The sequence below is a fragment of the Pseudomonas sp. PA-6-3C genome, from assembly GCF_021605825.1.
In the GTDB taxonomy this organism is placed as follows: domain Bacteria; phylum Pseudomonadota; class Gammaproteobacteria; order Pseudomonadales; family Pseudomonadaceae; genus Aquipseudomonas; species Aquipseudomonas edaphica.
Genome location: NZ_WKDV01000057.1, coordinates 1 through 23,560 on the forward strand (window position 1 = coordinate 1; position 23,560 = coordinate 23,560).

Consider the following 23,560-nt stretch of genomic DNA (forward strand, 5'->3'; position numbering starts at 1 on the left):
TACAGATGTATCGACTGACCCACCGCTATCGCAGGCAAGCCAGCTCCCACATTTTTAAGTATCCGCGTGATTGATATTTTGGTTATTAATAAATAGCTTCTTATTCCTTAACGAATATAACCCTCGTCCCTATACTGACCAGCAACGTTAAACGCTGCAGGAGGGCACACCCATGCACAGCGAGTCGATTCGTTATCTGATCGTGCCGGGCTGGCAAGGATCGCCAGAAGATCATTGGCAAACTCATTGGCAGAACAGCCTGCCCAACAGTGCGCGTGTGGAGCAGGCCGATTGGCTTACCCCGCGTCGCGAAGACTGGGTGGCGGCACTGGCGGAGGCCATCGCCGCCGACAGCACGCCGGTGATTCTCATTGCCCATAGCCTGGGTTGCATCACGGTCGCCCATTGGGCGGCCACGGCGCCGGTGCATTTTCTACGCCAAGTGCGCGGCGCTTTGCTGGTGGCGCCGGCGGATGTCGAACGCCCAGCCTGTGCCCCCGCCCTGCGCAACTTTGCACCGATTCCCACGCACCTGTTGCCGTTTCCCAGCCAAGTGGTCAGCTCCGACAATGACAGCGCCGTCAGCGCCACCCGCGCCTTGGAGCTGGCCCGCAACTGGGGCGCCGAGGCCGGCATTTTGTCCGGTGCCGGGCATATCAATGTGAAGTCCGGCCACCAACGCTGGGAACAGGGTTTCGCCTACCTCTATCGCCTGCAAAACCGCCTTGAGCATCACGCCCGGCGCCGTGCATAAATTTTTTTCAACGCCCCGTCCCTGAGCGGATTTGGGGCGGGAGCCTGCCATGAGTCATGACACCTTTGGCCAGCCGTTGCTGACCTTTCCCGATGCTGAAAAAAGCCCGCTGAGCATCCGCGCCAAGGCGCTGGTGTTTGTCGACCCGCGTTCCCGCCAGCTGCGTGAAGAGCTGGAAAGCCTCGCACCGCGTGCATTGCCGGTGTTGATTCGCGGTGAGACCGGCAGCGGTAAAGAGCTGCTCGCGCGACATATTCACCGGGGCAGCGACCGCACGGGTTTGTTTGTGTCGGTCAATTGCGGCGCCATCAGCCCTACCTACGCGGATGCCGAATTGTTCGGCTATGCCGCCGGCAGCCATAGCGGAGCAGCCAGCAGCCGCGCCGGCTGGTTTGGCTCGGCCAATGGCGGCACCTTGTACCTGGACGAGATCGGCGATTTGCCGCTGCCGATCCAGGTGAAATTGCTCGCCGCCCTGGAAAACCACGAAGTCACCCGTGTCGGCGCTCATCAGCCAAGCCCGGTGGATGTGCGGCTGGTCGCCGCCACCAGTATCGACCTGGCCCAGGCCGTGGCCGCCGGAAAGTTTCATGAACGCCTGTTCCATTACCTGAGCGAAGGCCAGTTGGACCTGCCGGCTCTGCGTGAGCGGGTGGGCGACATTTTGTCCCTGGCTGAATATTTCCTCGGCATCTACAGCCAGCGCCTCGACCTGCCGGTGCCCCTGATCAGTGACGCCGCCCAGCGTGTGCTGGAGCATCACAGCTGGCCGGGCAATACCCGTGAGCTGGAAAACGTTATTCACTTTGCGCTGTTGGTAAGCAGTGGCGATGAGATTTTACCCGAGCATTTGAACCTGCCCGCCGCCGGTTCGCCGTTGGAACAACTGCGGCGGATCTTCGCGAGTGCCAGCGCCGCGGAACAGCAAACCTTGCTCAGCTTTCTAAATGAGCAGCCGCAACATGAACAAAATGGAATATCAACGTGAATAAAAGATATTGTTCGGGAATAAAAAATCTAGGTATTGTCCATCCCACGCCGCGATAGCACTTCGCTGGCACACCATAAAAAACGGTCGTCAGAGACGCCCCGGAATTTCGATAAGGACACTGCATGAAAAAGGTTCTGTTGTTTACCGCACTGGCGGCTGCCCTGACTGCAAGCTTCGCCCAGGCCAACGAGAAACTGGTGGTAGCGGCTACCCCGATCCCGCACGCGGAGATCCTTGAGCTGGTCAAGCCGACCCTGGCTAAAGAAGGCGTGGACCTGGAAATCAAAGTCTTCACTGACTATGTGCAACCCAATACCCAGGTTGCCGAGAAGCGTCTGGACGCCAACTACTTCCAGACCCTGCCGTACCTGGAAAACTTCAACAAGGGCAAGGGCACCAACCTGGTCACCGTGATTGGTGTGCACGTTGAGCCGATCGGTGGTTACTCGAAAAAGATCAAGAACATTTCTGAACTCAAAGATGGCGCCACCGTGGCCATCCCTAACGAAGGCTCCAACGCCGGCCGTGCCCTGTTGCTGCTGCAAAAGAACGGCCTGATTACGCTGAAAGACCCGACCAATGCACTGGCTACGCCGAAAGACATCGCCAGCAACCCGAAAAACCTGAAATTCAAAGAGCTGGAATCGGCGCTGCTGCCACGTGTGCTGGACCAGGTTGACCTGGATGTGATCAACACCAACTACGCCCTGGAAGCTGGCCTGAACCCAGCCAAAGACGCGCTGATCATCGAAGACGCCAAGTCGCCGTACGTGAACTTCCTGGTGGCGCGCCCGGACAACAAGGACAGCGACGCCATCCAGAAACTGGCCAAGGCCCTGACCAGCCCGCAAGTCAAAGCCTTCATCGAGAAGAAGTACAACGGCGCGGTAGTGCCTGCGTTCTGATGTAAACCAAACCCCCTTCAAGGTTTGAACGCCGACGGCTACTGCAGCGTCGGCGTTTTTTTATGCCTGAAACAAAATCAAACCCTGTGGGAGCTGGCTTGCCTGCGATTGATCGTTCCCACGCTCCGCGTGGGAATGCCTCCTGTGACGCTCCGCGTCACGAGCGGACGCAGAGCGTCCTGTGCTGCATTCCCACGCAGAGCGTGGGAACGATCAGCGTTTCAGAGCTCGCGGCTATTGATCGCCCGACGCAACGCCACCAGCCACTTCACCAGTTCCTGCGGATCAATCGGTTTCGCTTCGTTCATTATTCATTCCCTCGAAACACAGACCCATCAACCATAGCCGCAGCCCGCCAAACCCGCGAATCCGCGGGTTATCTTTTTGGGTGATATCAATATGCTATTTGGGTATTTAAATTTTACTTTTTATGCCTTTAAAGTTCGCGCTACCCGGCGTTACCCATGCCGGAACGGACAGCGCCCGCCGCATTACCCCTGCGGCGTCATGGACTCAAGATGACCTTCGATTTTGCTTTTATCCTCAGCACCTTGCCGGCGTTTCTCAAAGCCGTGGGGGTCACGCTGCAAGTGGGTTTGATCGCCATTGCCACCTCCCTGCTGGTGGCGCTGATCAACGCCGCACTGCTGGTGTTTCGCACGCCCTACCTGTCGCGCCTGGTGGCGCTGTATGTGGAGCTGGCGCGTAATACACCGCTGCTGATCCAACTGTTTTTCGTCTACTTCGCACTGCCGGCCCTGGGCTTCAATATCTCCGGGTTCTGGGCGGCGATCATCACCATGACCTTCCTCGGCGGCGCCTACCTCACCGAAGTGCTGCGCGCCGGAGTGGAAGCGGTGCCGCTGGCGCAGATCGAGTCGGGCAAGTCCATCGGCCTGTCGGACTGGCAATTGCTGCGTCATGTGATCCTGCCCCAGGCCGGTATCCTCAGCCTGCCGGCGCTGTTTGCCAATTTCATCTTTTTGCTCAAAGAGACCACCGTGGTGTCCGCCGTGGCGGTGCCGGAGATTCTCTACACCACCAAGAGCTACATCGCGCTCTACTACAAGACCTACGAAATGCTCGCCGTGCTGACGCTGATTTGCGTGTTGCTGTTCTTGCCGCTGTCGCTGTTGCTCAGCCGCCTGGAAAGGAGGCTCCAGCATGGCCAGTTCGGGTCTTGAGTTGTTGTGGGTGTCGTTGCCGCAACTGGGCAAGGGCGCGGCGCAAACCCTGTCGATTTCATTTTTGAGCATCGCCTTCAGCACTGTCGGCGGCGTGTTGTATGGCGTATTGCGCACCTTGAATAACAAGGTGATCAACGCGGTGCTGCGGGTTTACCTCGAGCTGTTCCGGGCGATCCCGGTGCTGGTGTGGTTGTACCTGCTGTTTTTCGGGCTGCCGATTTTCTTTGGCCTGAGCATTCCAAGCTTCTGGTGCGCGGTGCTGGTGCTGTCGCTATGGGGCGCCAGCGAGGTCGGCGAAGTGGTGCGTGGCGCGCTCCATTCGCTGCCACGCGGCCAGCGCGAGGCGGGGTTGTCGATTGGTTTATCCGACCCGCAACTGTACGGCTACGTACTGCTGCCCCAAGCCCTCAAACGCATGACGCCGCCGACCATCAACGTCTATACGCGCATCATCAAGACCAGCTCGCTGGCGGTGCTGATCGGCGTTGTGGATGTGATCAAGGTCGGCCAGCAAATCATCGAGCGCACCTACGAGTCGGTATTGATCTACGGCGTGCTGTTCCTGTTTTTCTTCTTTATCTGCTACCCGTTGTCGGCCGCCTCCAAGGTGCTGGAACGGCGCTGGGGCCAGGCATGAGCGCATTGATCGAGTTCCAGGGTTTCAACAAATTCTTCGGCGAGGCGCAGGTGCTCAAGGGCATCGACCTGAGCGTGCAGAGTGGCGAAGTGGTGGTGATCCTCGGCCCCAGTGGCTGCGGCAAAAGCACGTTGCTGCGCTGCCTTAACGGCTTGGAAGTCGCCCACAGCGGCAGCCTGCGTTTTGCCGGCAAGGAGTTACTGGACAAACACACCGACTGGCGCCAGGTGCGTCAGGGCGTGGGCATGGTGTTCCAGAGCTACCACCTGTTCCCGCACATGAGCGTGCTCGACAATATCCTGCTCGGCCCGCTGAAGGTGCAAAAGCGCGACCCGCGTGAAGCCCGTGAGCAAGCAGAGAACCTGCTGGAGCGTGTGGGACTTGCCGACAAGCGCGACGCCTTCCCGCGACAGCTCTCCGGCGGCCAGCAGCAACGCATCGCCATCGTCCGTTCGCTGTGCATGAACCCGCAGGTCATGCTGTTTGATGAAGTCACCGCCGCCCTCGACCCGGAGATGGTCAAGGAAGTGCTGGAAGTGATTCAAGGCCTGGCCCGCGATGGCATGACCCTGTTGATTGTCACCCATGAAATGGCCTTCGCCCGAGCCGTCGCTGACCGCGTGGTGTTCATGGAGGCCGGTCGCATCCTCGAGCACAACACCCCCGAGGCATTCTTTACGAACCCGCAAACCGCACGCGCGCAGCAGTTCCTGGAGAAGTTCTCCTTTGTTTCAACACTGCCCAAAAAGACCAAGGAATTGGAGCTGATATGAAAAAACTACTGCTGCCACTGTTTGCCGTCGCCTTACTGGCCGGCTGCGATAAAAAGGCCGAAGAGCCTGCCAAACCCGTCGCTGCTGCCAGCTACATCGACAGGATCAAAGCGCGGGACAAGCTGATCGTCGGCGTGTTTACCGACAAACCACCGTTTGGTTTCGTCAACGAAGCGGGCCGCTATGTGGGGTTTGATACCGACATTGGCCGCCAATTCGCCAAGGACCTGCTGGGCGATGAAAACAAGGTTGAGTTCGTAGCCGTCGAGCCGGCCAGCCGTATTCCGTTCCTGCAAAGCGACAAGGTCGACCTGATCCTCGCCAACATGACCGTGACGCCGGAGCGCAAGGAAGCGGTGGACTTTACCAACCCCAACTTGAAGGTCGCTGTGCAGGCGCTGGTGCCGAATGACAGCGCGGTGAAAAGCCTGGATGACCTGGCGACCCGCACCATCATCGTCACCACCGGAACCACCGCCGATATCTGGCTGACCAAGAACCACCCGGACTGGAAACTGCTCAAGTTCGAGAAAAACTCCGAGTCACTGCAAGCCCTGTCCGCCGGGCGTGGCGATGCCTACGCGCAAGACAACCTGGTGCTGTTCAGCTGGGCCAAGCAGAACCCTGGCTACCGCGTGCTGGAAGAGAAACTCGGCGATGAAGCGCCGATTGCACCGGCGGTGAAGAAGGGCAATATCGAACTGCGCGACTGGGTGAACGCGGAGCTGGCGAAGTTGGGTGAGGAGAAGTTTTTGCTCAAGCTGTATGACCAGTACGTGCGTAAAGAGCTGAGCGATGACACCAAGCCTGAGAGTGTGATTGTTGAAGGCGGGAAGTGGCAGGGCTGATATAGCTATCGCAGGCAAGCCAGCTCCCACATTTTGATGTGTGAATATCTTCAAATGTGGGAGCGGGCTTGCCCGCGATGAGGCCGGCCCAGTCATCTCTTATTCCGGCCAATGCCAGGCCGGCCCATCCAGAATCCCCTGGCCGACAATCTGAGTCTGCCCCAGCACCTTCTCCAGCACGATCGAATTGCATTCTTCATCTTGCTGCAACGCCGCAATCAAGCGGCTGGCATGCGACACCACCCACACCTGGCACTGCTTCGAGGCCTGGATAATCAAACGTGCCAACGCCGGTAATAAATCCGGGTGCAGGCTGGTTTCCGGTTCGTTCAGTACCATCATGGTCGGCGGCCGTGGTGTCAGCAGTGCCGCGATCAGCAGCAGGTAGCGCAAGGTGCCGTCTGACAATTCCGCTGCCGACAATGGCCGCAGCAAACCTTCCTGATAAAACTCAATTGCAAAACGCCCACCTTGCAACGGCTCGATATTCAGCCGTGCGCCGGGGAAGGCATCACTGACTGCGCGCTGCAACGCCTCGGGGTCGCCGATTTCGCGGATGGTCTGCAATGCCGCAGCCAAGTCGCGCCCATCGTGATGCAGTACCGGTGTGCGCGTGCCCAGTTGCGGCTGGCGCACGGGGGCATCCACATCACTGCGAAAATGATCATAAAAGCGCCAGCCACGAATGCTTTCGCGCAGCAGCAACACTTCCGGCGAGCCGCGCAGGCTGCCGACCTGATCGAACAGGCTGTGGTAGTTGGGTGTGTGCTGGGCCAATACGTCCCAGGCGCGGCCATCGCGTGCGCGCACCATCGGCCCGGACCGCTGCACCAGCAGGCTGGCCGGGCGGTAGATGTGACCGGCCCAGATGCATTCTTTCTTTACCTCCGGGTCCAGTTGGAACGCGGACAGGGTCTTTTCCGGCAACCCAAGGGAGATTGCGTAGCTGAAGTCCTCAGCGGCAAACCCCAGGCGCAGGCGTTTGACGCCCTGGCGCACGGTCGGCTCAACCGCCACCTCGCCATTGCGCATGCGTCGGCTGACGTTCTCAGGCCCGGCCCAGAAGGTCGAATCCAGCCCACCCTCACGCGCCAGTGCATTGATCACTCCGCCCTGGGCCGTCTCCGCCAGCAAGCGCAGGGCACGGTACAGGTTGGACTTGCCGCTGCCATTGGGGCCGGTGACCAGGTTCAACCGGTCCAGCGGCACCACCAATTTATTGATCGAGCGGTAGTTGGCCACCGCGAGGGTTTTGAGCATGTGTATTTAGCCGGCGTGGGAACCCTTGGAGTATGGGATGCTCAATGCAGATAAGGAACCCTGATCTAAGCTCACAGTCGCATACTCACTGTCACATCGCGTCACGCAAAAGGAGCCTGCATGGGCGGTCGTATTTACACCTGTATTTTCGGATTTGGCCTGCTGACGCTGCTGAGCGGTTGCGGCCAGGAAAAGTCCGAACCCAAGGAACATTCGCGGGTGTTTGTGCAGGCCGTGCAACCCGCGGATTTTGCCGCCGCCGTGACCCTTACCGGCGATATCCAGGCCCGCGTGCAAACCGATTTGTCCTTTCGCGTGGGCGGCAAGATTATCCAGCGCATGGTCGACGTGGGCGACCGCGTGACCGCCAAGCAAGTGCTGGCCAAACTTGACCCCAAAGACTTGCAGACCAACGTCGATTCCGCCCAGGCCCAGGTCGTGGCCGAGCAGGCGCGGGTCAAGCAAACCGCCGCCGCCTTCGTACGCCAGGAAAAGCTCCTGCCCAAGGGCTACACCAGCCGCAGCGAATACGACGCTGCCCAAGCCGCGCTGCGTAGCAGCCAAAGCGCTCTGGCTGCCGCCCAAGCCCAATTGGCCAATGCCCGCGAACAACTCGGCTATACCGCGCTGGTCGCCGATGCACCTGGCGTGATCACTGCACGCCAGGCCGAAGTCGGCCAGGTGGTGCAGGCCACCGTGCCGATTTTCAGCCTGGCCACCGATGGCGAGCGCGATGCGGTGTTCAATGTCTATGAATCCTTGCTGGTGGAGCCGCCGCCCGATGCGCCGATCACCGTGAGCCTGCTGGATAACCCGAGCATCAATGCCGTGGGTAAAGTGCGCGAAGTCACGCCCGCCGTGGCGGCCAATACCGGCACCGTGCAAGTGAAAATCGCCCTGCAATCGCTGCCTAAAGGCATGCAACTGGGCTCAGTGGTCAGTGCCACGGCCAATGGCCCGGCCAAGGCCAGTGTGGAGTTGCCGTGGTCGGCGCTGACCAAAGACCTCAACGAACCCGCCGTGTGGCTGATTGACGGCGACGGCAAGGCGCAACTGCACAAAGTCACGGTAGCGCGCTATCTGACCGGCAAAGTGATCATTGGCGACGGCCTTAAAGGCGGCGAAAAAGTCGTGGTGGCCGGTGGGCAATTGCTGCACCCGGGCATGATCGTCGAGATCGCCCAGCAAGGAGTCCAGCCATGAAGCGCCTGACGGCATTGCTTGCCGCCAGCCTGTTGCTGGTCGCTTGTTCCAAAGAGGAAACGCCGCCCGAGCCCGTGCGCCCGGTGCTGTCCATGCAAGTGAAGTCCGAAGATCAGGAAAACCTCGGCCGCTTCGCCGGCACCATCCAGGCCCGCTACGAAAGCAACCTGGGTTTCCGCGTGCCTGGCCGTATCGCCCGCCGCGCCGTGGATGTCGGCGCCGAAGTGGAGAAGGGCGCCTTGCTCGCGGTGCTCGACCCCACCGACCAGCAAAACCAGTTGCGCGCCGCCCAAGGCGACCTGGCCCGCGTGCAGGCGCAGTTCATCAATGCCCAGGCCAACGCCCGGCGCCAGCAGGAACTGTTCAATCGCGGCGTCGGTGCCCAGGCCCAGCTGGATGTGGCGCAGACCGACTTGAAAACCACCCAGGCGACCCTTGATCAAGCCAAAGCCTCGGTCAACCAGGCTAAAGACCAACTCAACTACGCCGAACTGCGCACCGACCACGCCGGGATCGTCACCGCCTGGAATGCCGAGGCCGGACAAGTGGTCAGCGCCGGCCAGCAAGTGGTGACCCTGGCGCGCCCGGACATCAAGGAAGCGGTGATCGACCTGCCCGCCGGGCTTGCCGAGCGCCTGCCACCGGACGTGGTATTCCTGGTCGCCGGGCAGCTCGACCCCAGCGTCAACACCACCGCCATTGTGCGCGAGATCGAACCCCTGGCCCAAAGCGCCACGCGCACCCGCCGCGCGCGCCTGACCCTGGCCGAGACGCCACCTGCGTTCCGCCTCGGCACCGCCATCAGCGTGACCCTGAGCACGGCCATTGCACCGCGTATCGAAGTACCGCTGACCGCCTTGCAGGAAGCCGACGGCAAAACCCGTATCTGGTTGCTCGACACCCAGAGCCAGACCGTGCTGCCGCGTGACGTCACGGTGATCAGCCGTGATGCCAACAGCGCCTTGCTCAACGGCGGCGTCAAACCCGGCGAACGCATCGTCACCGCTGGCGTGAACAGCCTGAAACCCGGGCAAAAAGTCAAAATCGACGAGGACAGCCCGCGATGAAAGGGAGCTTCAACTTATCCGACTGGGCCCTTAAGCATCAGTCCTTCGTCTGGTACTTGATGTTCGTCGCGCTGCTGATGGGCGTGTTCTCCTACATGAATCTGGGCCGCGAGGAAGACCCGTCGTTCACCATCAAGACCATGGTGATCCAGACCCGCTGGCCGGGCGCGACCCAGGAAGAAACCCTCAAGCAGGTCACCGACCGCATCGAGAAAAAACTCGAAGAACTCGACTCCCTTGACTACGTGAAGAGCTACACGCGGCCGGGTGAATCCACGGTATTCGTCTTCCTCAAGGACACCACCAGCGCCAAGGCCATCCCGGAGATCTGGTACCAGGTGCGCAAGAAGATCGACGATATTCGCGGCACCTTCCCCCAGGGTTTGCAGGGGCCGTCGTTCAACGATGAGTTCGGTGATGTGTTCGGCTCGGTCTACGCCTTTACCGGCGACGGCCTGTCGATGCGCCAACTGCGTGACTATGTGGAGCAGGTGCGTGCCGAAATTCGTTCGGTGCCGGGGCTGGGCAAGGTCGAGATGATCGGCCAGCAGGACGAAGTGATTTACCTGAACTTCTCCACGCGCAAACTCGCCGCGTTGGGCATTGATCAACGCCAAGTGGTGCAAAGCCTGCAATCACAGAACGCCGTGACGCCTGCCGGGGTGATCGAGGCCGGGCCGGAACGGATTTCGGTGCGCACGTCCGGGCAATTCGCCTCGGAGAAAGACCTGGCCAACGTCAACCTGCGGCTCAATGACCGTTTCTACCGGTTGGCCGACATTGCCGATATCAGCCGTGGCTACGTCGACCCGGCGCGGCCGATGTTCCGTTTCAACGGCAAACAGGCGATTGGCTTGGCCATCGCCATGCAGAAGGGCGGCAATATCCAATCCTTCGGCAAGGCGCTGCACACGCGCATGGACGAACTGACCGCCGACCTGCCAGTGGGCGTCGGCGTGCATAAGGTTTCCGACCAGGCCGAAGTGGTGGAAGAAGCCGTCGGCGGCTTTACCAGCGCCTTGTTTGAAGCGGTGATCATCGTGTTGGTGGTGAGCTTTATCAGCCTCGGCATGCGTGCCGGCTTGGTGGTGGCGTGCTCGATTCCACTGGTGCTGGCGCTGGTGTTCGTGTTCATGGAATACAGCGGCATCACCATGCAGCGGGTGTCGCTGGGCGCGTTGATCATCGCCCTCGGCCTGTTGGTGGACGACGCGATGATCACCGTCGAGATGATGATCACGCGCCTGGAAAAAGGCGAAACCAAGGAGCAGGCGGCGACCTACGCCTACACCTCCACAGCCTTCCCGATGCTCACCGGTACGCTGGTGACCGTCGCCGGCTTTGTGCCGATTGGCCTCAACGCCAGCTCGGCGGGCGAGTACACCTTCACCCTGTTTGCGGTGATTGCCGTGGCCATGCTGGTGTCGTGGGTGGTGGCGGTGCTGTTTGCGCCGGTGATCGGCGTGCATATCCTCAGCGCCAAGGTAAAACCGCATGACGCTGAGCCTGGGCGCATCGGCCGCGCCTTCAACGGCGGCATGCTCTGGGCCATGCGCAACCGCTGGTGGGCCATCGGCATCACCGTGGGCCTGTTTGTAGCCTCGGTGTTTTCGATGCAATTTGTGCAGAACCAGTTCTTCCCGTCCTCGGACCGCCCGGAAATCCTGGTCGACCTCAACCTGCCGCAAAACGCCTCGATCAATGAGACGCGCAAGGCCGTCGACCGCCTTGAAGCAATCATCAAGGACGACCCGGACATTGCGCGCTGGAGCACCTACATTGGCCAGGGTGCGATTCGTTTCTACCTGCCCCTGGACCAGCAACTGGAAAACCCTTACTACGCGCAGCTGGTCATCGTGAGCAAAGGCCTGGAAGAGCGCGGTGCGTTAATTGCACGCCTGCAAAAGCGCCTGCGCGATGATTTTGTCGGCATCGGCAGTTATGTGCAGCCGCTGGAAATGGGCCCGCCGGTGGGGCGGCCGATCCAGTATCGGGTGTCGGGCAAAGACATTGATCAGGTGCGCAAACACGCCATCGAACTGGCGACCTTGCTGGATAAAAACAGCCACCTGGGCGAGATCATCTACGACTGGAACGAGCCCGGCAAAGTGCTGCGCGTGGACATTGCCCAGGACAAGGCGCGCCAACTCGGGCTGTCGTCGGAAGACGTGGCGCAGTTGATGAACAGCGTGGTCAGCGGCGCTTCGGTGACCCAGGTACACGACGATATCTACCTGATCAATGTGGTCGGCCGCGCCGAAGATGCCGAGCGCGGTACGCCGGAAACCTTGCAGAACCTGCAGATCGTCACGCCCAACGGCACCTCGATTCCGCTGCTGGCCTTCGCCACCGTTCGTTATGAGTTGGAGCAGCCGCTGGTATGGCGTCGCGACCGCAAGCCGACGATCACCATCAAGGCCTCGGTGCGCGATGAGATGCAGCCCACGGACCTGGTCAAACAGCTGGCGCCGACCATCGAGAAATTCAGCGCCGGGCTGCCGGTGGGTTACAAGGTGGCCACCGGCGGCACCGTCGAAGAAAGCGGCAAGGCCCAAGGCCCGATTGCCAAGGTGGTGCCGCTGATGCTGTTCCTGATGGCGACGTTCCTGATGATCCAGCTGCACAGCGTGCAGAAGATGTTCCTGGTGGCCAGTGTCGCGCCACTGGGCCTTATTGGCGTGGTGCTGGCGCTGATCCCCACCGGCACGCCCATGGGCTTTGTGGCGATCCTCGGCATTCTGGCGCTGATCGGCATCATCATCCGTAACTCGGTGATTCTGGTGACGCAGATCCACGAATATGAAGTGGCCGGCTACACACCATGGGACGCGGTGGTGGAAGCCACCGAGCACCGGCGCCGGCCGATCCTGCTCACCGCAGCGGCGGCCAGCCTGGGCATGATCCCGATTGCGCGGGAAGTGTTCTGGGGGCCGATGGCTTACGCGATGATTGGCGGGATCATCATTGCGACCTTGCTGACGCTGCTGTTTTTGCCGGCGTTGTATGTGGCTTGGTACAAGATTCGCGAGCCGAAAAAAGAACAGGCCTGACCATCGGAGCCTTCCAGAATGGATGTGGGAAGGTTCTTTGAAACACTTTTCGAACACTTGCTGAGGCTTATGTGCATTACCCTCCGGGCCTGATCTTGTCTGGAAGGCCCGTGCCATGCGTCATTTTTTGCTGGTTGTCAGCCTGTTGTTATCTCCACTGGCATTAGCCGGTACCGTGTTGGAAAACGCCCTGTGGCGTGTCGAACTCGACCCCGCCACGCTCGCGCTGCGCGTTACGCCCGCAGGCGAGACCTCGGTGCAGGCGTCCAGCGGTGTGGCTGCCCATGCTGTCAGTGATATGCAAGCGGGTGCCGAGCAGGCTGCCTGGCAGTGGGACAACGGCGCTTATCGCCTGACGGCCCGCCTTGAGCAGCGCGACCTGTCCCTGACCCTCAGCGCCCGTGAGCCGGGTGAACTGCCGCTGCTGCGCCAACCCGCTGCGGCCATGGGCAAGGGGTTGATCTGGCCCTTGGCCGAAGGGCATTACATACCGGCCGGTAACGCCGTGTGGAAAGCGTTTTTGCTGGAGCAGGGCGAACTCAATACCACTCAGGACCTCAGCCTGCCGTTATGGGGCATGGATCACGGCCGCTTCACGTTGAGCTGGTTGCTGACCAACCCCTACAACAACCACTTGCAATGGCAGGCCGACGGCAAGGGCCTGGCACTTTCGGTGGCTCACGAATTTACCCGTCTTGACCCCACGGCGCCGATGACCTTGCGCTTGCACCTGGGTGACGCCGACCCATTGGCCGGTGCCAAGCGCTATCGCCAATGGCTGGTAGAGCAGGGCCGCTACGAGCCGCTGGCGGACAAGCTGCAACAAACCCCCGAGGCCAAAAAACTGCTGGGCGCCAGCCATGTCTACCTGTGGGGCAACAGCCTGCTGGCCCCCGCTGATGTGCGTGATTGGCCGCTGCTGGTCAAACGCTTGCGCGGCCATGCACTCAAGGGGTTGATGGACAAAGAGGCGACTCAGGTTCTGGCGCAGGCCAAGGCTTTGAACCGTTATGAGCAAGGCGTTTTGTTGCGGGGCCTGAATGCGGCGATCAATCAGCAAGCGCGGCAGGCTTGGCAAGTCGAAGACCCGGACATGACCCGACTCGCCGCCCGCTATGGTGAACTGCGTAGCGAGCTGGCCAAGGACTTTGCCGGGGCCTTGACCGGCACCCCCGAGACCTGGGGCAACCAGACGATTCAATCCCTGCGCGACGCCGGGCTGCCGCGCCTGTTGCTGACCCTGGGCGAAGGCTGGGAAGGTGGCCTGTGGCATCCCGAAGCAATTCGCGCCGGTGTCGCAGCCGGTTACCTGGTGGCGCCCTACGACTCCTATGAAACCGCCTTGTCCGCCAGCGAAAACCCGGACTGGACCACCGCGCACCTGGGCGCCAAGGCCTACCGTGACTGCGCGATTGTGCTCAAGGACGGCAAGCTGAAAACCGGCTTCCAGCAATCGGGCCACTACATCGACCCGCGCTGTATACGGCCTTTGCTGGAAGCGCGGGTGAAGGCGGTGCAGGCCAGGGCCGGTTTCAACGCCTGGTTCCTGGATGCCTACGCCACCGGCATGGTGTTCGACAGCTACCGTGACAGTGCGCCCATGACTCAGGAGCAGAACGCCGAAGGCAATATCGACGCCTCCCGCTGGATCAGCACGGTACTCAAGCTGCCGGCGGGTTCCGAAGATGGCAATGCCAGCACCGCCCAAGGCACTCTGTTCGCCCACGGCATGCAGACGCCGGTGATCGGCTGGGGCGATCGGCAGATGACCCAGGACAAGCAATCGCCCTATTACGTCGGCAACTGGTACCCGCCGGAGCAGCCGGCAGTGTTCTTCAAGCCTGTGCCGTTAAAAGAGCCGTTTCGCACGCTGTACTTCGACCCGACCATGCGCCTGCCGCTGTATCAGGCGGTTTTCCACGGCTCGGTGATTACCACCCACCATTGGCTGTTCGACAGCCTGAAGCTGAGCAATGTGCAGGCCGAGAACGAGCTGACCCAACTGCTCTACAACGTGCCGCCTTTGTATCACCTCACGGATGCGACGCTTAAGCAGCGGCTGCCGGTGATCCAGCGTCAGGACCGTTTCTTCAGGCCGTTGCATCAGCGTTTGGCGGCTCAGGCGATGACCGATTTCCGTTGGCTGACGGCGGACAAACAGGTGCAGCAGACTACGTTTGCCGATGGCACGCGGTTGGTGGTGAATTTTTCTGCGCAGGAGCAAGCGGGGTATGTGGGGCGTAGCGTGACGGCGTTGGTGGTGGGTGAAAAACCGGTGGTGTATCAGGTGAAATAGCGACGCTGCTTAAATCGCCATCGCAGGCAAGCCAGCTCCCACATTTTGATGTGTGAATACCTTCGAATGTGGGAGCTGGCTTGCCTGCGATAGCGTCAGATCAAACAACAAATCTCTAGGCCTTGCGCCACACACTCGCCAACCAAGGCTGCTGCTCCCGCGGCAACCCGGCCGGTCGGTAGTAATGCTCCAACTCCACAAACCCCGCCGCCGTCAGCAAACCTTGCCACGCCTCCAGGTCGTGATAAGACCCGTACCGAGGCCCGTTCCAGCCTTCCTGATTTTCACCCCGAGGGTTGGAACTGAACAACACACCCCCCGGCTTCAGCGCCCCATGCAGCTGCTTGAGCACCCGAGGCAGCTCCTGTTTGGGAATATGAAACAGCACCGCATTGGCAAATACCCCATCAAAGCGCGCGGCGGGTAAAGCCAGCTTCAGGAAGTCCTGCTGCAACACTTCACAACCACTGTCTTCACGCGCCATCTGCGCAAAGCGCTCAGAGCCGTCCAGCCCGACGGCGATATGCCCCATGCGCGTAAACGTCTGCAAATCCCGCCCAGGGCCACAGCCGAAATCCAGCACGGTGAACGGGGGCGTGCCCTGGATATGCCGCAGCAGGGCGTCGATGTTCTGGCTCACATCGTGATCGCGGGTGCCTTCGCGGAAGTCTTCGGCGACTTTGTTGTAGTGGCCGAGGGTGGTGGTGGTGATCTGGTTGAGGTCGTCGGGCTTTAGGGTCATGACGGGTAATACCGGGCGCTGAGATTGCCCGACTATACCTCACCTCTCCCGCATCTCTTGTTAAGCACCCGCGCCAACCGATCCCCACCCAACTGAATCACCGCCACCAACACCACCAGCAGCACAATTACCGTGAGCATGATCTGCGAATCAAAGCGCTGATAACCATAGCGGTAGGCAATATCTCCGAGGCCACCCGCCCCAATCGCCCCGGCCATGGCCGATGAGTTGATCATCGTCACCAGAGTAATCGTAAACCCGCCGACAATCCCCGGCAGCGCCTCGGGAAGCAGCACATGCCAGATAATGTGCCAGCGGCGGCAGCCCATGGCCTGTGCGGCCTCGATCAAACCATGATCGACCTCACGCAAGCTCACCTCGGCGATCCGCGCAAAGAACGGCGTGGCGGCGATGGTCAGTGGTACAACGGCGGCCCACACGCCATAGGTGGTGCCGACGATCAGCCGGGTGAACGGGATCAGCGCCACCATCAGGATCAAAAACGGAATGGAGCGGAACAGATTGACGAACGCCCCCAGCACGCGGTTCAGCGTGGGGGCTTGGTAGATGCCGCCCTTGTCGCTGGTGACCAGGAACACCGCCAGCGGAATACCTGCCAGCAACGCGATCAGTGATGACACGCCGACCATCAACAAGGTGTCGATGGCGCCCTGCAATAAACGATCAAACCACATAGCCCAGTACCTCTACCTGTTGCGCCCAATTCCCCGCGCGGCTGCGCAACTCTTCGGCGTTGTGGGGCGAGCCATTTACCGCCAACAGCAATTGCCCCAGGGCATGCCCCTGAATCCGTTCCACACCGCCTTGCAATAAGCGCACGCGCCCGCCGAGGGCAGCGAACAGCGCGGCCAGGTCCGGTTCGTCTGCGACGCTGCCGGTGAACTGCAACCGCAACACCACCGCCGCCGTCGACGAAGGTTCAGCCTGCAAGCGACTTTGCAGTTCGTCCGGCAGCCCGTGTTGCAACGGTGCCAGCAGGGTTTGGCTGACCTCGTGCTGCGGGTTGCCGAACACTTGCCACACCGGGCCTTGCTCGACGATGCGCCCGTGTTCCAATACCACCACGCGGTCGCAGATATCGCGAATCACCGCCATCTCGTGGGTGATCAACACGATGGTCAGGCCCAGGCGCTGGTTGATCTCGCGCAACAGGCCGAGGATCGATTGGGTAGTTTCCGGGTCGAGGGCCGAAGTGGCTTCGTCGCACAGCAAAATCTGCGGGTCATGCACCAGCGAGCGGGCGATGCCCACGCGCTGCTTCTGCCCGCCGGAGAGTTGCGCCGGATAGGCTTTGTGCTTGTCTTTGAGGCCGACCAACTCCAGCAACTCGCGCACTTTTTGCTCACGCTGCAGCTTGGGCACACCGGCGACTTTCAGCGGCAGTTCGACGTTCTGCCACACGGTCTTGGCCGACATCAGGTTGAAGTGCTGGAAGATCATGCCGATGCGCCGCCGCAGCGCCACCAGGCGGTCTTCGTCGAACTCACCGATGTCCACCTGATCAATCAATACGCGCCCGCTGCTGGGTTGCTCCAGGCGGTTGATGGTGCGGATCAGCGACGACTTGCCGGCGCCGCTGCGGCCGATGATGCCGAACACTTCACCGTGCTGGATCGCCAGATCAATGCCTTGCAGGGCATGCACGGCGCCGTCATAGGTTTTGCCCAGGTTGATAAAACGCACATGGGCGCGGTTCAGGTCCGGGTGCAGCTCTGTCTGCTCGGCGTCCCGGGGCGGCGTGCCCAGGTCGCGCAGTTGGGCGTTGGCGGCGGTCATTTTTTATCTTCCCAGCCGACCTGGTAGAGCTTGCCGAGGGATTTATCCAGCGCCGCACGTACCACTGGTGAGTGCTGGTAAATGTCGACGAACTTGATCACGCGCGGGTCGGTTTTGCTCTTGGGCTGGATCACAAACTGAATCACGTATTCCGGGTGGTCGAGGCCGTCGAACAGCAGCGCCGACTCGGCATCGAAGGTCTTGGACAGGCGGATATACGCCGGGTAGCCCTGCACCAGATCGGCGTCGTCATAGGCGCGCACCAGTTGCACGGCCTCGACTTGCAGGATCTTGAGCTTTTTCGGGTTGGCGATGATGTCTTCTTCGGTGGCCTTGTAGCCCACGCCCGGCTTGAGGCTGATCAGCCCGGCCTTGGCCAGCAATTGCAGGCCGCGACCGCTGTTGATCGGGTCGTTGGCAATCGCCACGCTGGCGCCTTGGGGCAGGTCGTTGATGGTTGTGTACTTCTTGGAATACAGCCCGACGTTATTGATGATGCCCGGCGCATACGGCACCAGGTCAAAACCGGCGGCGGCCTTGGCGTTTTCCAGGAACGGAATGTGCTGGAAGTAGTTCACGTCGATATCGCCGGCGGCCAGGCTGACGTTGGGCGCGATCCAGTCGGTGAACTCCACCAGCTCGACCTTCAGGCCTTGCTTGCCGGCTTCGGCCACGGCGGCTTCGAGGGGAATCGCGAAGGCGGCGGTGGTACCGATTTTCAGCGGTGCGTCAGCGGCAAATACGGCCGAGCTGAACAAGCCGAAGGCCAGGGCCAGTGCTTTGACTGGGTGGGAGAGCCGTGTTTTTTTCATAATCGATTTCCAGTCATAAGGGATGGGTAAGAACAATGCGGTCACTTGTGGGAGCTGGCTTGCCTGCGATAGCGGTCTGTCAGCCACATATGTGTTGCTGGCCCACCGCTATCGCAGGCAAGCCAGCTCCCACAGTTTTGGTTCAGTGTCGGTAGGTGGAACCGGTGTGTTGCTCGGGTAGGCGAGCGCCGGCGTGGAAGACTTTTTCGCGCAGTGTTCCCTGCTCATAAGCCGTCTTGTACGACCCACGCTTCTGCAACTCCGGCACCACCAGGTCGATAAAGTCGACATAGCTTTCCGGCGTCACAATCCGCGTCAAATTGAAGCCATCCAGCCCCGTCTCGCTGATCCAGGACTCCAGCTCATCAGCCACTTGCTCGGGCGAGCCAACCAAAGTGATGTAACGCCCACCCAAGGCGTGCTGCTCCAGCAATTTGCGCCGGGTCCAGTCGTTGTTCTGCAGGTTCTTGGTGGCCGACTGAATCGCGTTGCTCTTCACGTACTGGATCGGTTCGTCGATCTCGTATTGAGAAAAATCAATCGCCGTGGACGCCGAAAAATGCGCCACGCCGGCCTCCGGGCTGGCGTAGCTCAAGTACTCGGCGTGCTTGGCCCAGGCCAGCGCTTCGGTGGCGCCAACGATCACGTTAAGCCCCATGAACACCTTGATGTCATCCGGGTTGCGCCCGGCCTCGACGGCACTGGCGCGCACCTTGTCCACCTGGGTTTTGGTCGCGGCCTTGTTCTGGCCGCTGATGAACACGCACTCGGCATGTTGCCCGGCGAACAGCAGGCCACGGTCCGAACTACCCGCCTGGAACAATACCGGCGTGCGCTGCGGCGACGGTTCGCACAGGTGATAACCCTCGACCTGATAGAACTCGCCGTGATGCTCGACCTTGTGCACCTTGCCCGGCTGCGCGTAGACCCGTTGCGTGGGGTCGTTGAGCACCGCGTCGTCTTCCCAGCTGCCTTCCCAGAGTTTGTACAGCACCTGCAGGTACTCATCGGCCTGGTCATAGCGGCGGTCATGCTCAACCTGCTCGGTCAGGCCCATGGCCTTGGCGGCGCTGTCGAGGTAGCCGGTGACGATGTTCCAGCCGACCCGGCCACGGCTCAGGTGATCGAGCGTGGACATGCGTCGGGCGAACAGGTACGGCGGCTCGTAGGTGAGGTTGGCGGTGAGGCCGAAACCGAGGTTTTTGGTCACGGCGGCCATGGCCGAGACCAACAGCAGCGGGTCATTGACCGGCAGTTGGATCGACTCTTTGAGCGGCACGTCGATAGCGTTCTGGTACACGTCGTACACGCCGACGATATCCGCGATGAACAAACCGTCGAACAGCCCGCGTTCCAGGGTTTGCGCCAGGTCGGTCCAGTATTCGACCGTTTTGTACTGCGTCGAGGTGTCCCGTGGGTGGGTCCACAGGCCGTGGTTGATATGCCCGATGCAGTTCATGTTGAAGGCATTGAGCAGGATTTTTTTCTTGGCCATTCAGATGGTCCCCCGCAGTGGTGGGTTTTCATCGTTGAGGTAGTAATTGCCCACCGCGTGATACTTCCAGCGCACCGGGTCGTGCAGGGTGTGCACGCGGGCGTTGCGCCAGTGGCGGTCGAGGCCATGTTCGGCCAGGGTCGCCTGGCTGCCGGCCAGTTCGAACAAGGTGCTGCCGGCAGCCAGGGAGATTTCCGTACTCAAGGCGCGCGCTTCAGCGACAGCAATAGAGGTTGCTGCGACGGTCTGGGCATTGCTATCGGCCTGGGCGCGGTCGAGGTATTCGCCCGCGCGCTCCAGCAAGGCCTCGGTGGCGTGCAGGCGGATGCTCAAGTGGCCGAAGCTCTTGAGTGTCAGCGGGTCTTCGCTGGCCTTTTCGTTGCCGGCGTCGATCCATGGGCGGGTTTTGGTGCGCACAAAGTGCAGCGCATCCTCAAAGGCGGCACGGGCGATGCCGGTGTCGATGGCGGCGTGAAGGATCTGCGCCAGCGGGCCGACGGTGGTCGGGCGCTCGAAGGCGCTCTGGAACGGGATCACGTCCTGGGCGGCCACCCACACGTTGTCGAACACCACTGAACCGCTGCCAGTGGTGCGCTGGCCGAAACCACTCCAGTCGTCGATCACGCTCAAGCCCTCGCTGTCGCGGGGCACAAACGCCAGTTGCTGCACGCCGTGTTCATCCACCACCGAGGTGGGGATGCGCTGGGCGTAGATCGCACCGGTGGAGTAGAACTTGCGGCCTGTGATGCGAAAACCATCGCCATCGCGGGTGATGGAGGTAACACGGTCGTGGGCGGTTTTGGTGCCGAGTTCCGCCAAGGCATTGCCGAAACGTTTCCCGGCGAGTACTTCGGCGTACAGGCGTTGTTGTTGGGCCGGGCTGCCGTTTACGCGCAGGACTTCCAGCGCATAAAAGTGGTTTTGCGGGATCTGGCCCAGCGAGGCGTCTGCCTGGGCGATCAGGGCGATGACCTTGGCCAGGGTGACGTTGGAAACGCCAGCGCCGCCATACTCCTTGGGTACGCTGATGCCCCACAGGCCGGAGCGCGAAAACACGTCCAGTTCAGGCAAGGGCAGGCGGCGTTCGCGGTCGCGCTGGGCGCTGTCACGGCGGAAGTCTTCGGCCAGGTCGCTGGCGACAACAAGGGCGTGTTCGTCGCTGGTGATGACCGCGACGTTAGGGGAAAAAGTCATGGGTTTCTCCAGATGTCTGGTCGGTCAGATCCAGGAATGTCGAGCAGGCAAAGTGCCGTTTAGTCGATACGCGCCGATGGCGTGATACTTCCAGCGCACCGGGTCGTGCAGTGTGTGCACGCGGGCGTTGCGCCAGTGGCGGTCGAGGTTGAATTCGGCGAGGGTGGCGCGGCTGCCGGCCAGTTCGAAGAGCTTTTCGCTGACCAGCAACGACACTTCGGTGGTCAGCACCTTGGCCTCGGCCACGGCAATCGAGGCGCGGGCGGCCGAGTGCGCGGTGATCGGCGCGGCGCTGACCTCGTCCAGCACCTTGCAGGCCTTGCGCAGCAGGGCTTCGGCGGCGTGCAGTTCGATTTTCAGTTTGCCGATATCGGCGATCACGTACAGGTCATCGCTGGCGCGTTCGACCTTGGCGTCTATCCACGGGCGCGAACGTTCGCGCACGAAGGCGATGGTGTCATCCAGCGCCCCACGGGCGATGCCGGCATCGATGGCGGCCTGGATCAGTTGCGAGACGGCGCCCTGGATGTTCGGGCTTTCGCCAAGGCGCCAGTTGTCGACGACCAACTCTGCGTCCACTGGCACCTGGTCGAGCAATACCGTGCCGCTGGCGGTGGTGCGTTGGCCAAAGCCCGACCAATCGTCAACGATGCGTAGCCCCGGCGTGCCACGGCGCACAAACGCCATGACTTGCTTGCCGTCATCGTTGAGTGCTTTTACTGCGACCCAATGGGCGAACAAGGCGCCGGTGGAGTAGAACTTCTGGCCGCTGATCACATAGCCGTCATCCTTGGCCGTGAGGCGCGCCTTGAGTTCCAGGGTGTTTTTGGTGCCGCGCTCGGGGCCGCCATTGCCGATGCGCCAACCGTCGAGCACGCTCTGGAACAGCTGCTTTTTCTGGCGCTCGGTGGCGGTGCTGTGCAGCAGGTGCAGAATGCCGAAATGGTTCTGCGGGATTTGCCCGAGGGCCGGGTCCGCTGCGCTGATGATCGCGAACACTTCGGCCAGGGTCACGAATGACACTTGGGGGCCGCCGTATTCACGGGGAATGGAAATACTGCCCAGCCCGCTGCGGGTGAACTGCTCAAGCTGCGCCCAAGGCAGTTTGCGCTGCTGGTCGCGTTTGGCTGCTTGCAGGCGCGCGGCCTGAGCCAGCTCATGGGCCGCGCTCAACGCCTGGGCGTCGTTGCGCAGCACCGTGGCCGGCAACAGCAGTGGGGCTACGTCCAGATCACTCTGGGGGGGTGTTAGAGCCAAGTTAGACATCAGCGCCGCTCCTTGGCTGCACGTAATGCCCTGGCGTTATGCACCGGGGTAATTCTGACCATACCGACCTCGCATTCAATGAAATAAAAACAGAAAAATCAGAGAAGTCCGGTGGTCCGGTGCATATACCCTAAGCGTGTTAAATTTATAAATAAACTAACTTATAGGAATATGCATAGAAGGGCTGTTACCCAGGTTCGCAGGGTGACCCGGGCTGGCGCGGTTGATAGGTCGTCGCGGCCCTGGCGGAGCGGGCTGGCGGCTGTGGCGCGCAGGTGGCGATGTTCAAGGTGCGTACCGGTGCCCAGCGCGAATTATTGCCGACCCGATCGAGAATGCAGTACGTCACGTCCAGGCGGCTGTCGTCGCCCGCTTCGATAATCATTGTGGACGGCACCCACACCTGCACCGGCAGGCCGACGCCTTTGGCCTGGATTCTTGGCAGGTCCAGGCGCACGTCGCCCCAGCGCAAGGTGATTGAATCGCCCGTGGCCATGTTCAGGTAGGGCTGGATGGTCAGCGGAATGCCGCGCCGCACCTGGCTGCCGTTGACACCGTAGCGGCGGATAGTTTCGGGCAGGCACACCGGGGCGAGGTTCTGGTTTTCATCGTCCAGCAGTGCAGAAGGGTGGCCACCGGGATAGCAGGTCTTCACAGGCACCTGAGTGAGGTCTGAACGTGCCGGGCCGTGGCCGACTTGCATGACCTGGTAGTGAACCCGTGCGGTGCCATCCTGAATAAAACTTTCGGGTACACGCAGGCGGGTCAGCGTGCCGACCTTGCACGCGGTAATCCGACGTGAGTCGGCAAAGCAGTTGTTCCAGAACAGTTCGATCAGGTCGCCCTCGTCCATGCCAGGGTAAGGCGCGATATCCACCTGCAATTGGGTGGCGGCGAGGGCATTGATGCCGTGTCGATTCGCCTGGGGCAGGGTCGGGGCGGTGAGCGTGGCCTGGGGTGCGGTGCGCGTCATAAGTAATCTCCTTGATGCAGCCAGCAGCAATCGTTCCGGCGCCCGTGGCGCGATTGCGCGCAGGGTGCCGAAAGGAACGATTCAGTGAGTAGCCGGGATAGGATCCAATCCTCTGAGCGCTAGATAAGAGGGTTGGCCAGCGGGCGTCAATGGCGGCAAAAGGCTAAACGGCGAGTTGGAGCAGATTCAGAAAAGGCTGACGCGGCTGGGGATTTTAAGGCGGGTTTGGCGGGGCGTTTTACCCATAGTTGCGAGGGTTTTGCGTAGGACTGTGGCGAGGGAGCTTGCTCCCGCTGGAGTGCGAAGCGCT

20 protein-coding genes are annotated in these 23,560 nt (G+C 61.1%); 11 read left to right on the top strand and 9 right to left on the bottom strand.

Going from position 1 to position 23,560, the window contains the following annotated elements:
* Positions 1-172 precede the first annotated feature (172 nt).
* The 7 genes from GIW48_RS26915 to GIW48_RS26945 all read left to right on the top strand — a co-directional run bounded on the left by GIW48_RS26915 (position 173) and on the right by GIW48_RS26945 (position 6,095).
* Complete coding sequence (locus GIW48_RS26915) at positions 173-754, top strand: alpha/beta hydrolase (RefSeq protein WP_236462096.1); 582 nt, start codon at positions 173-175, stop codon at positions 752-754.
* A gap of 49 nt (positions 755-803) precedes the next feature.
* The gene (locus GIW48_RS26920; RefSeq protein ID WP_069786395.1) at positions 804-1,742 is read left to right on the top strand and encodes a sigma 54-interacting transcriptional regulator; all 939 of its coding nucleotides are present in this window, start codon (positions 804-806) and stop codon (positions 1,740-1,742) included.
* 125 nt (positions 1,743-1,867) lie between these two features.
* Complete coding sequence (locus GIW48_RS26925) at positions 1,868-2,650, top strand: MetQ/NlpA family ABC transporter substrate-binding protein (RefSeq protein ID WP_017135750.1); 783 nt, start codon at positions 1,868-1,870, stop codon at positions 2,648-2,650.
* Positions 2,651-3,168: 518 nt separating this feature from the next.
* A complete protein-coding gene (locus GIW48_RS26930; RefSeq protein WP_003187615.1) occupies positions 3,169-3,834 on the top strand; it encodes an amino acid ABC transporter permease in 666 nt (221 codons plus the stop codon).
* Positions 3,815-4,474 (top strand): amino acid ABC transporter permease, encoded by a 660-nt coding sequence (locus GIW48_RS26935; protein ID WP_065930871.1) that lies wholly within the window; start codon positions 3,815-3,817, stop codon positions 4,472-4,474. The genes GIW48_RS26930 and GIW48_RS26935 overlap by 20 nt, the downstream gene beginning before the upstream one ends.
* Complete coding sequence (locus tag GIW48_RS26940; RefSeq protein WP_236462099.1) at positions 4,471-5,247, top strand: amino acid ABC transporter ATP-binding protein; 777 nt, start codon at positions 4,471-4,473, stop codon at positions 5,245-5,247. Before GIW48_RS26935 ends, GIW48_RS26940 begins: the two co-directional genes overlap by 4 nt.
* Positions 5,244-6,095 carry a transporter substrate-binding domain-containing protein gene (locus GIW48_RS26945; protein ID WP_099549536.1) on the top strand — a complete coding sequence of 284 codons (852 nt, stop codon included), beginning with the start codon at positions 5,244-5,246 and terminating at the stop codon, positions 6,093-6,095. The genes GIW48_RS26940 and GIW48_RS26945 overlap by 4 nt, the downstream gene beginning before the upstream one ends.
* A gap of 99 nt (positions 6,096-6,194) precedes the next feature.
* Here GIW48_RS26945 and GIW48_RS26950 read toward each other — a convergent pair whose 3' ends face one another.
* Positions 6,195-7,355, bottom strand: coding sequence for an AAA family ATPase (locus GIW48_RS26950; protein ID WP_177032341.1), 1,161 nt, complete (start codon positions 7,353-7,355; stop codon positions 6,195-6,197).
* A gap of 120 nt (positions 7,356-7,475) precedes the next feature.
* On the opposite strand from GIW48_RS26950, the gene GIW48_RS26955 reads away from it, so the two are divergent.
* The 4 genes from GIW48_RS26955 to GIW48_RS26970 all read left to right on the top strand — a co-directional run bounded on the left by GIW48_RS26955 (position 7,476) and on the right by GIW48_RS26970 (position 14,971).
* A complete protein-coding gene (locus GIW48_RS26955; protein ID WP_170039472.1) occupies positions 7,476-8,558 on the top strand; it encodes an efflux RND transporter periplasmic adaptor subunit in 1,083 nt (360 codons plus the stop codon).
* Positions 8,555-9,625, top strand: coding sequence for an efflux RND transporter periplasmic adaptor subunit (locus GIW48_RS26960; RefSeq protein ID WP_170039475.1), 1,071 nt, complete (start codon positions 8,555-8,557; stop codon positions 9,623-9,625). The genes GIW48_RS26955 and GIW48_RS26960 overlap by 4 nt, the downstream gene beginning before the upstream one ends.
* Positions 9,622-12,675, top strand: a complete 3,054-nt coding sequence (locus GIW48_RS26965; protein ID WP_017135742.1) for an efflux RND transporter permease subunit — start codon at positions 9,622-9,624, stop codon at positions 12,673-12,675. The genes GIW48_RS26960 and GIW48_RS26965 overlap by 4 nt, the downstream gene beginning before the upstream one ends.
* Before the next feature lie 115 nt (positions 12,676-12,790).
* A complete protein-coding gene (locus tag GIW48_RS26970) occupies positions 12,791-14,971 on the top strand; it encodes a glycoside hydrolase (protein ID WP_236462102.1) in 2,181 nt (726 codons plus the stop codon).
* Positions 14,972-15,086: 115 nt separating this feature from the next.
* Here the strand turns inward: GIW48_RS26970 and GIW48_RS26975 are convergent, their stop codons facing one another.
* The 8 genes from GIW48_RS26975 to GIW48_RS27010 all read right to left on the bottom strand — a co-directional run bounded on the left by GIW48_RS26975 (position 15,087) and on the right by GIW48_RS27010 (position 23,250).
* On the bottom strand, positions 15,087-15,713 hold the full coding sequence (locus GIW48_RS26975; RefSeq protein ID WP_236447115.1) for a class I SAM-dependent methyltransferase: 627 nt from the start codon (positions 15,711-15,713) through the stop codon (positions 15,087-15,089).
* Positions 15,714-15,745: 32 nt separating this feature from the next.
* Positions 15,746-16,408 (bottom strand): methionine ABC transporter permease, encoded by a 663-nt coding sequence (locus GIW48_RS26980; RefSeq protein ID WP_236462104.1) that lies wholly within the window; start codon positions 16,406-16,408, stop codon positions 15,746-15,748.
* Positions 16,398-17,510, bottom strand: coding sequence for a methionine ABC transporter ATP-binding protein (locus tag GIW48_RS26985; RefSeq protein WP_177032355.1), 1,113 nt, complete (start codon positions 17,508-17,510; stop codon positions 16,398-16,400). The genes GIW48_RS26980 and GIW48_RS26985 overlap by 11 nt, the downstream gene beginning before the upstream one ends.
* Positions 17,507-18,322: a MetQ/NlpA family ABC transporter substrate-binding protein gene (locus GIW48_RS26990; RefSeq protein ID WP_017135737.1), complete on the bottom strand. Its 816-nt coding sequence runs from the start codon at positions 18,320-18,322 to the stop codon at positions 17,507-17,509. Before GIW48_RS26990 ends, GIW48_RS26985 begins: the two co-directional genes overlap by 4 nt.
* 142 nt (positions 18,323-18,464) lie before the next feature.
* The gene (locus tag GIW48_RS26995; RefSeq protein WP_236462107.1) at positions 18,465-19,817 is read right to left on the bottom strand and encodes an LLM class flavin-dependent oxidoreductase; all 1,353 of its coding nucleotides are present in this window, start codon (positions 19,815-19,817) and stop codon (positions 18,465-18,467) included.
* Positions 19,818-21,011: an SfnB family sulfur acquisition oxidoreductase gene (locus GIW48_RS27000; protein ID WP_170039512.1), complete on the bottom strand. Its 1,194-nt coding sequence runs from the start codon at positions 21,009-21,011 to the stop codon at positions 19,818-19,820.
* 24 nt (positions 21,012-21,035) lie between these two features.
* On the bottom strand, positions 21,036-22,277 hold the full coding sequence (locus tag GIW48_RS27005; protein ID WP_236472952.1) for an SfnB family sulfur acquisition oxidoreductase: 1,242 nt from the start codon (positions 22,275-22,277) through the stop codon (positions 21,036-21,038).
* Between the two features lie 187 nt (positions 22,278-22,464).
* Positions 22,465-23,250 (bottom strand): hypothetical protein, encoded by a 786-nt coding sequence (locus GIW48_RS27010; protein ID WP_170039518.1) that lies wholly within the window; start codon positions 23,248-23,250, stop codon positions 22,465-22,467.
* Between the last annotated feature and the right edge of the window lie 310 nt (positions 23,251-23,560).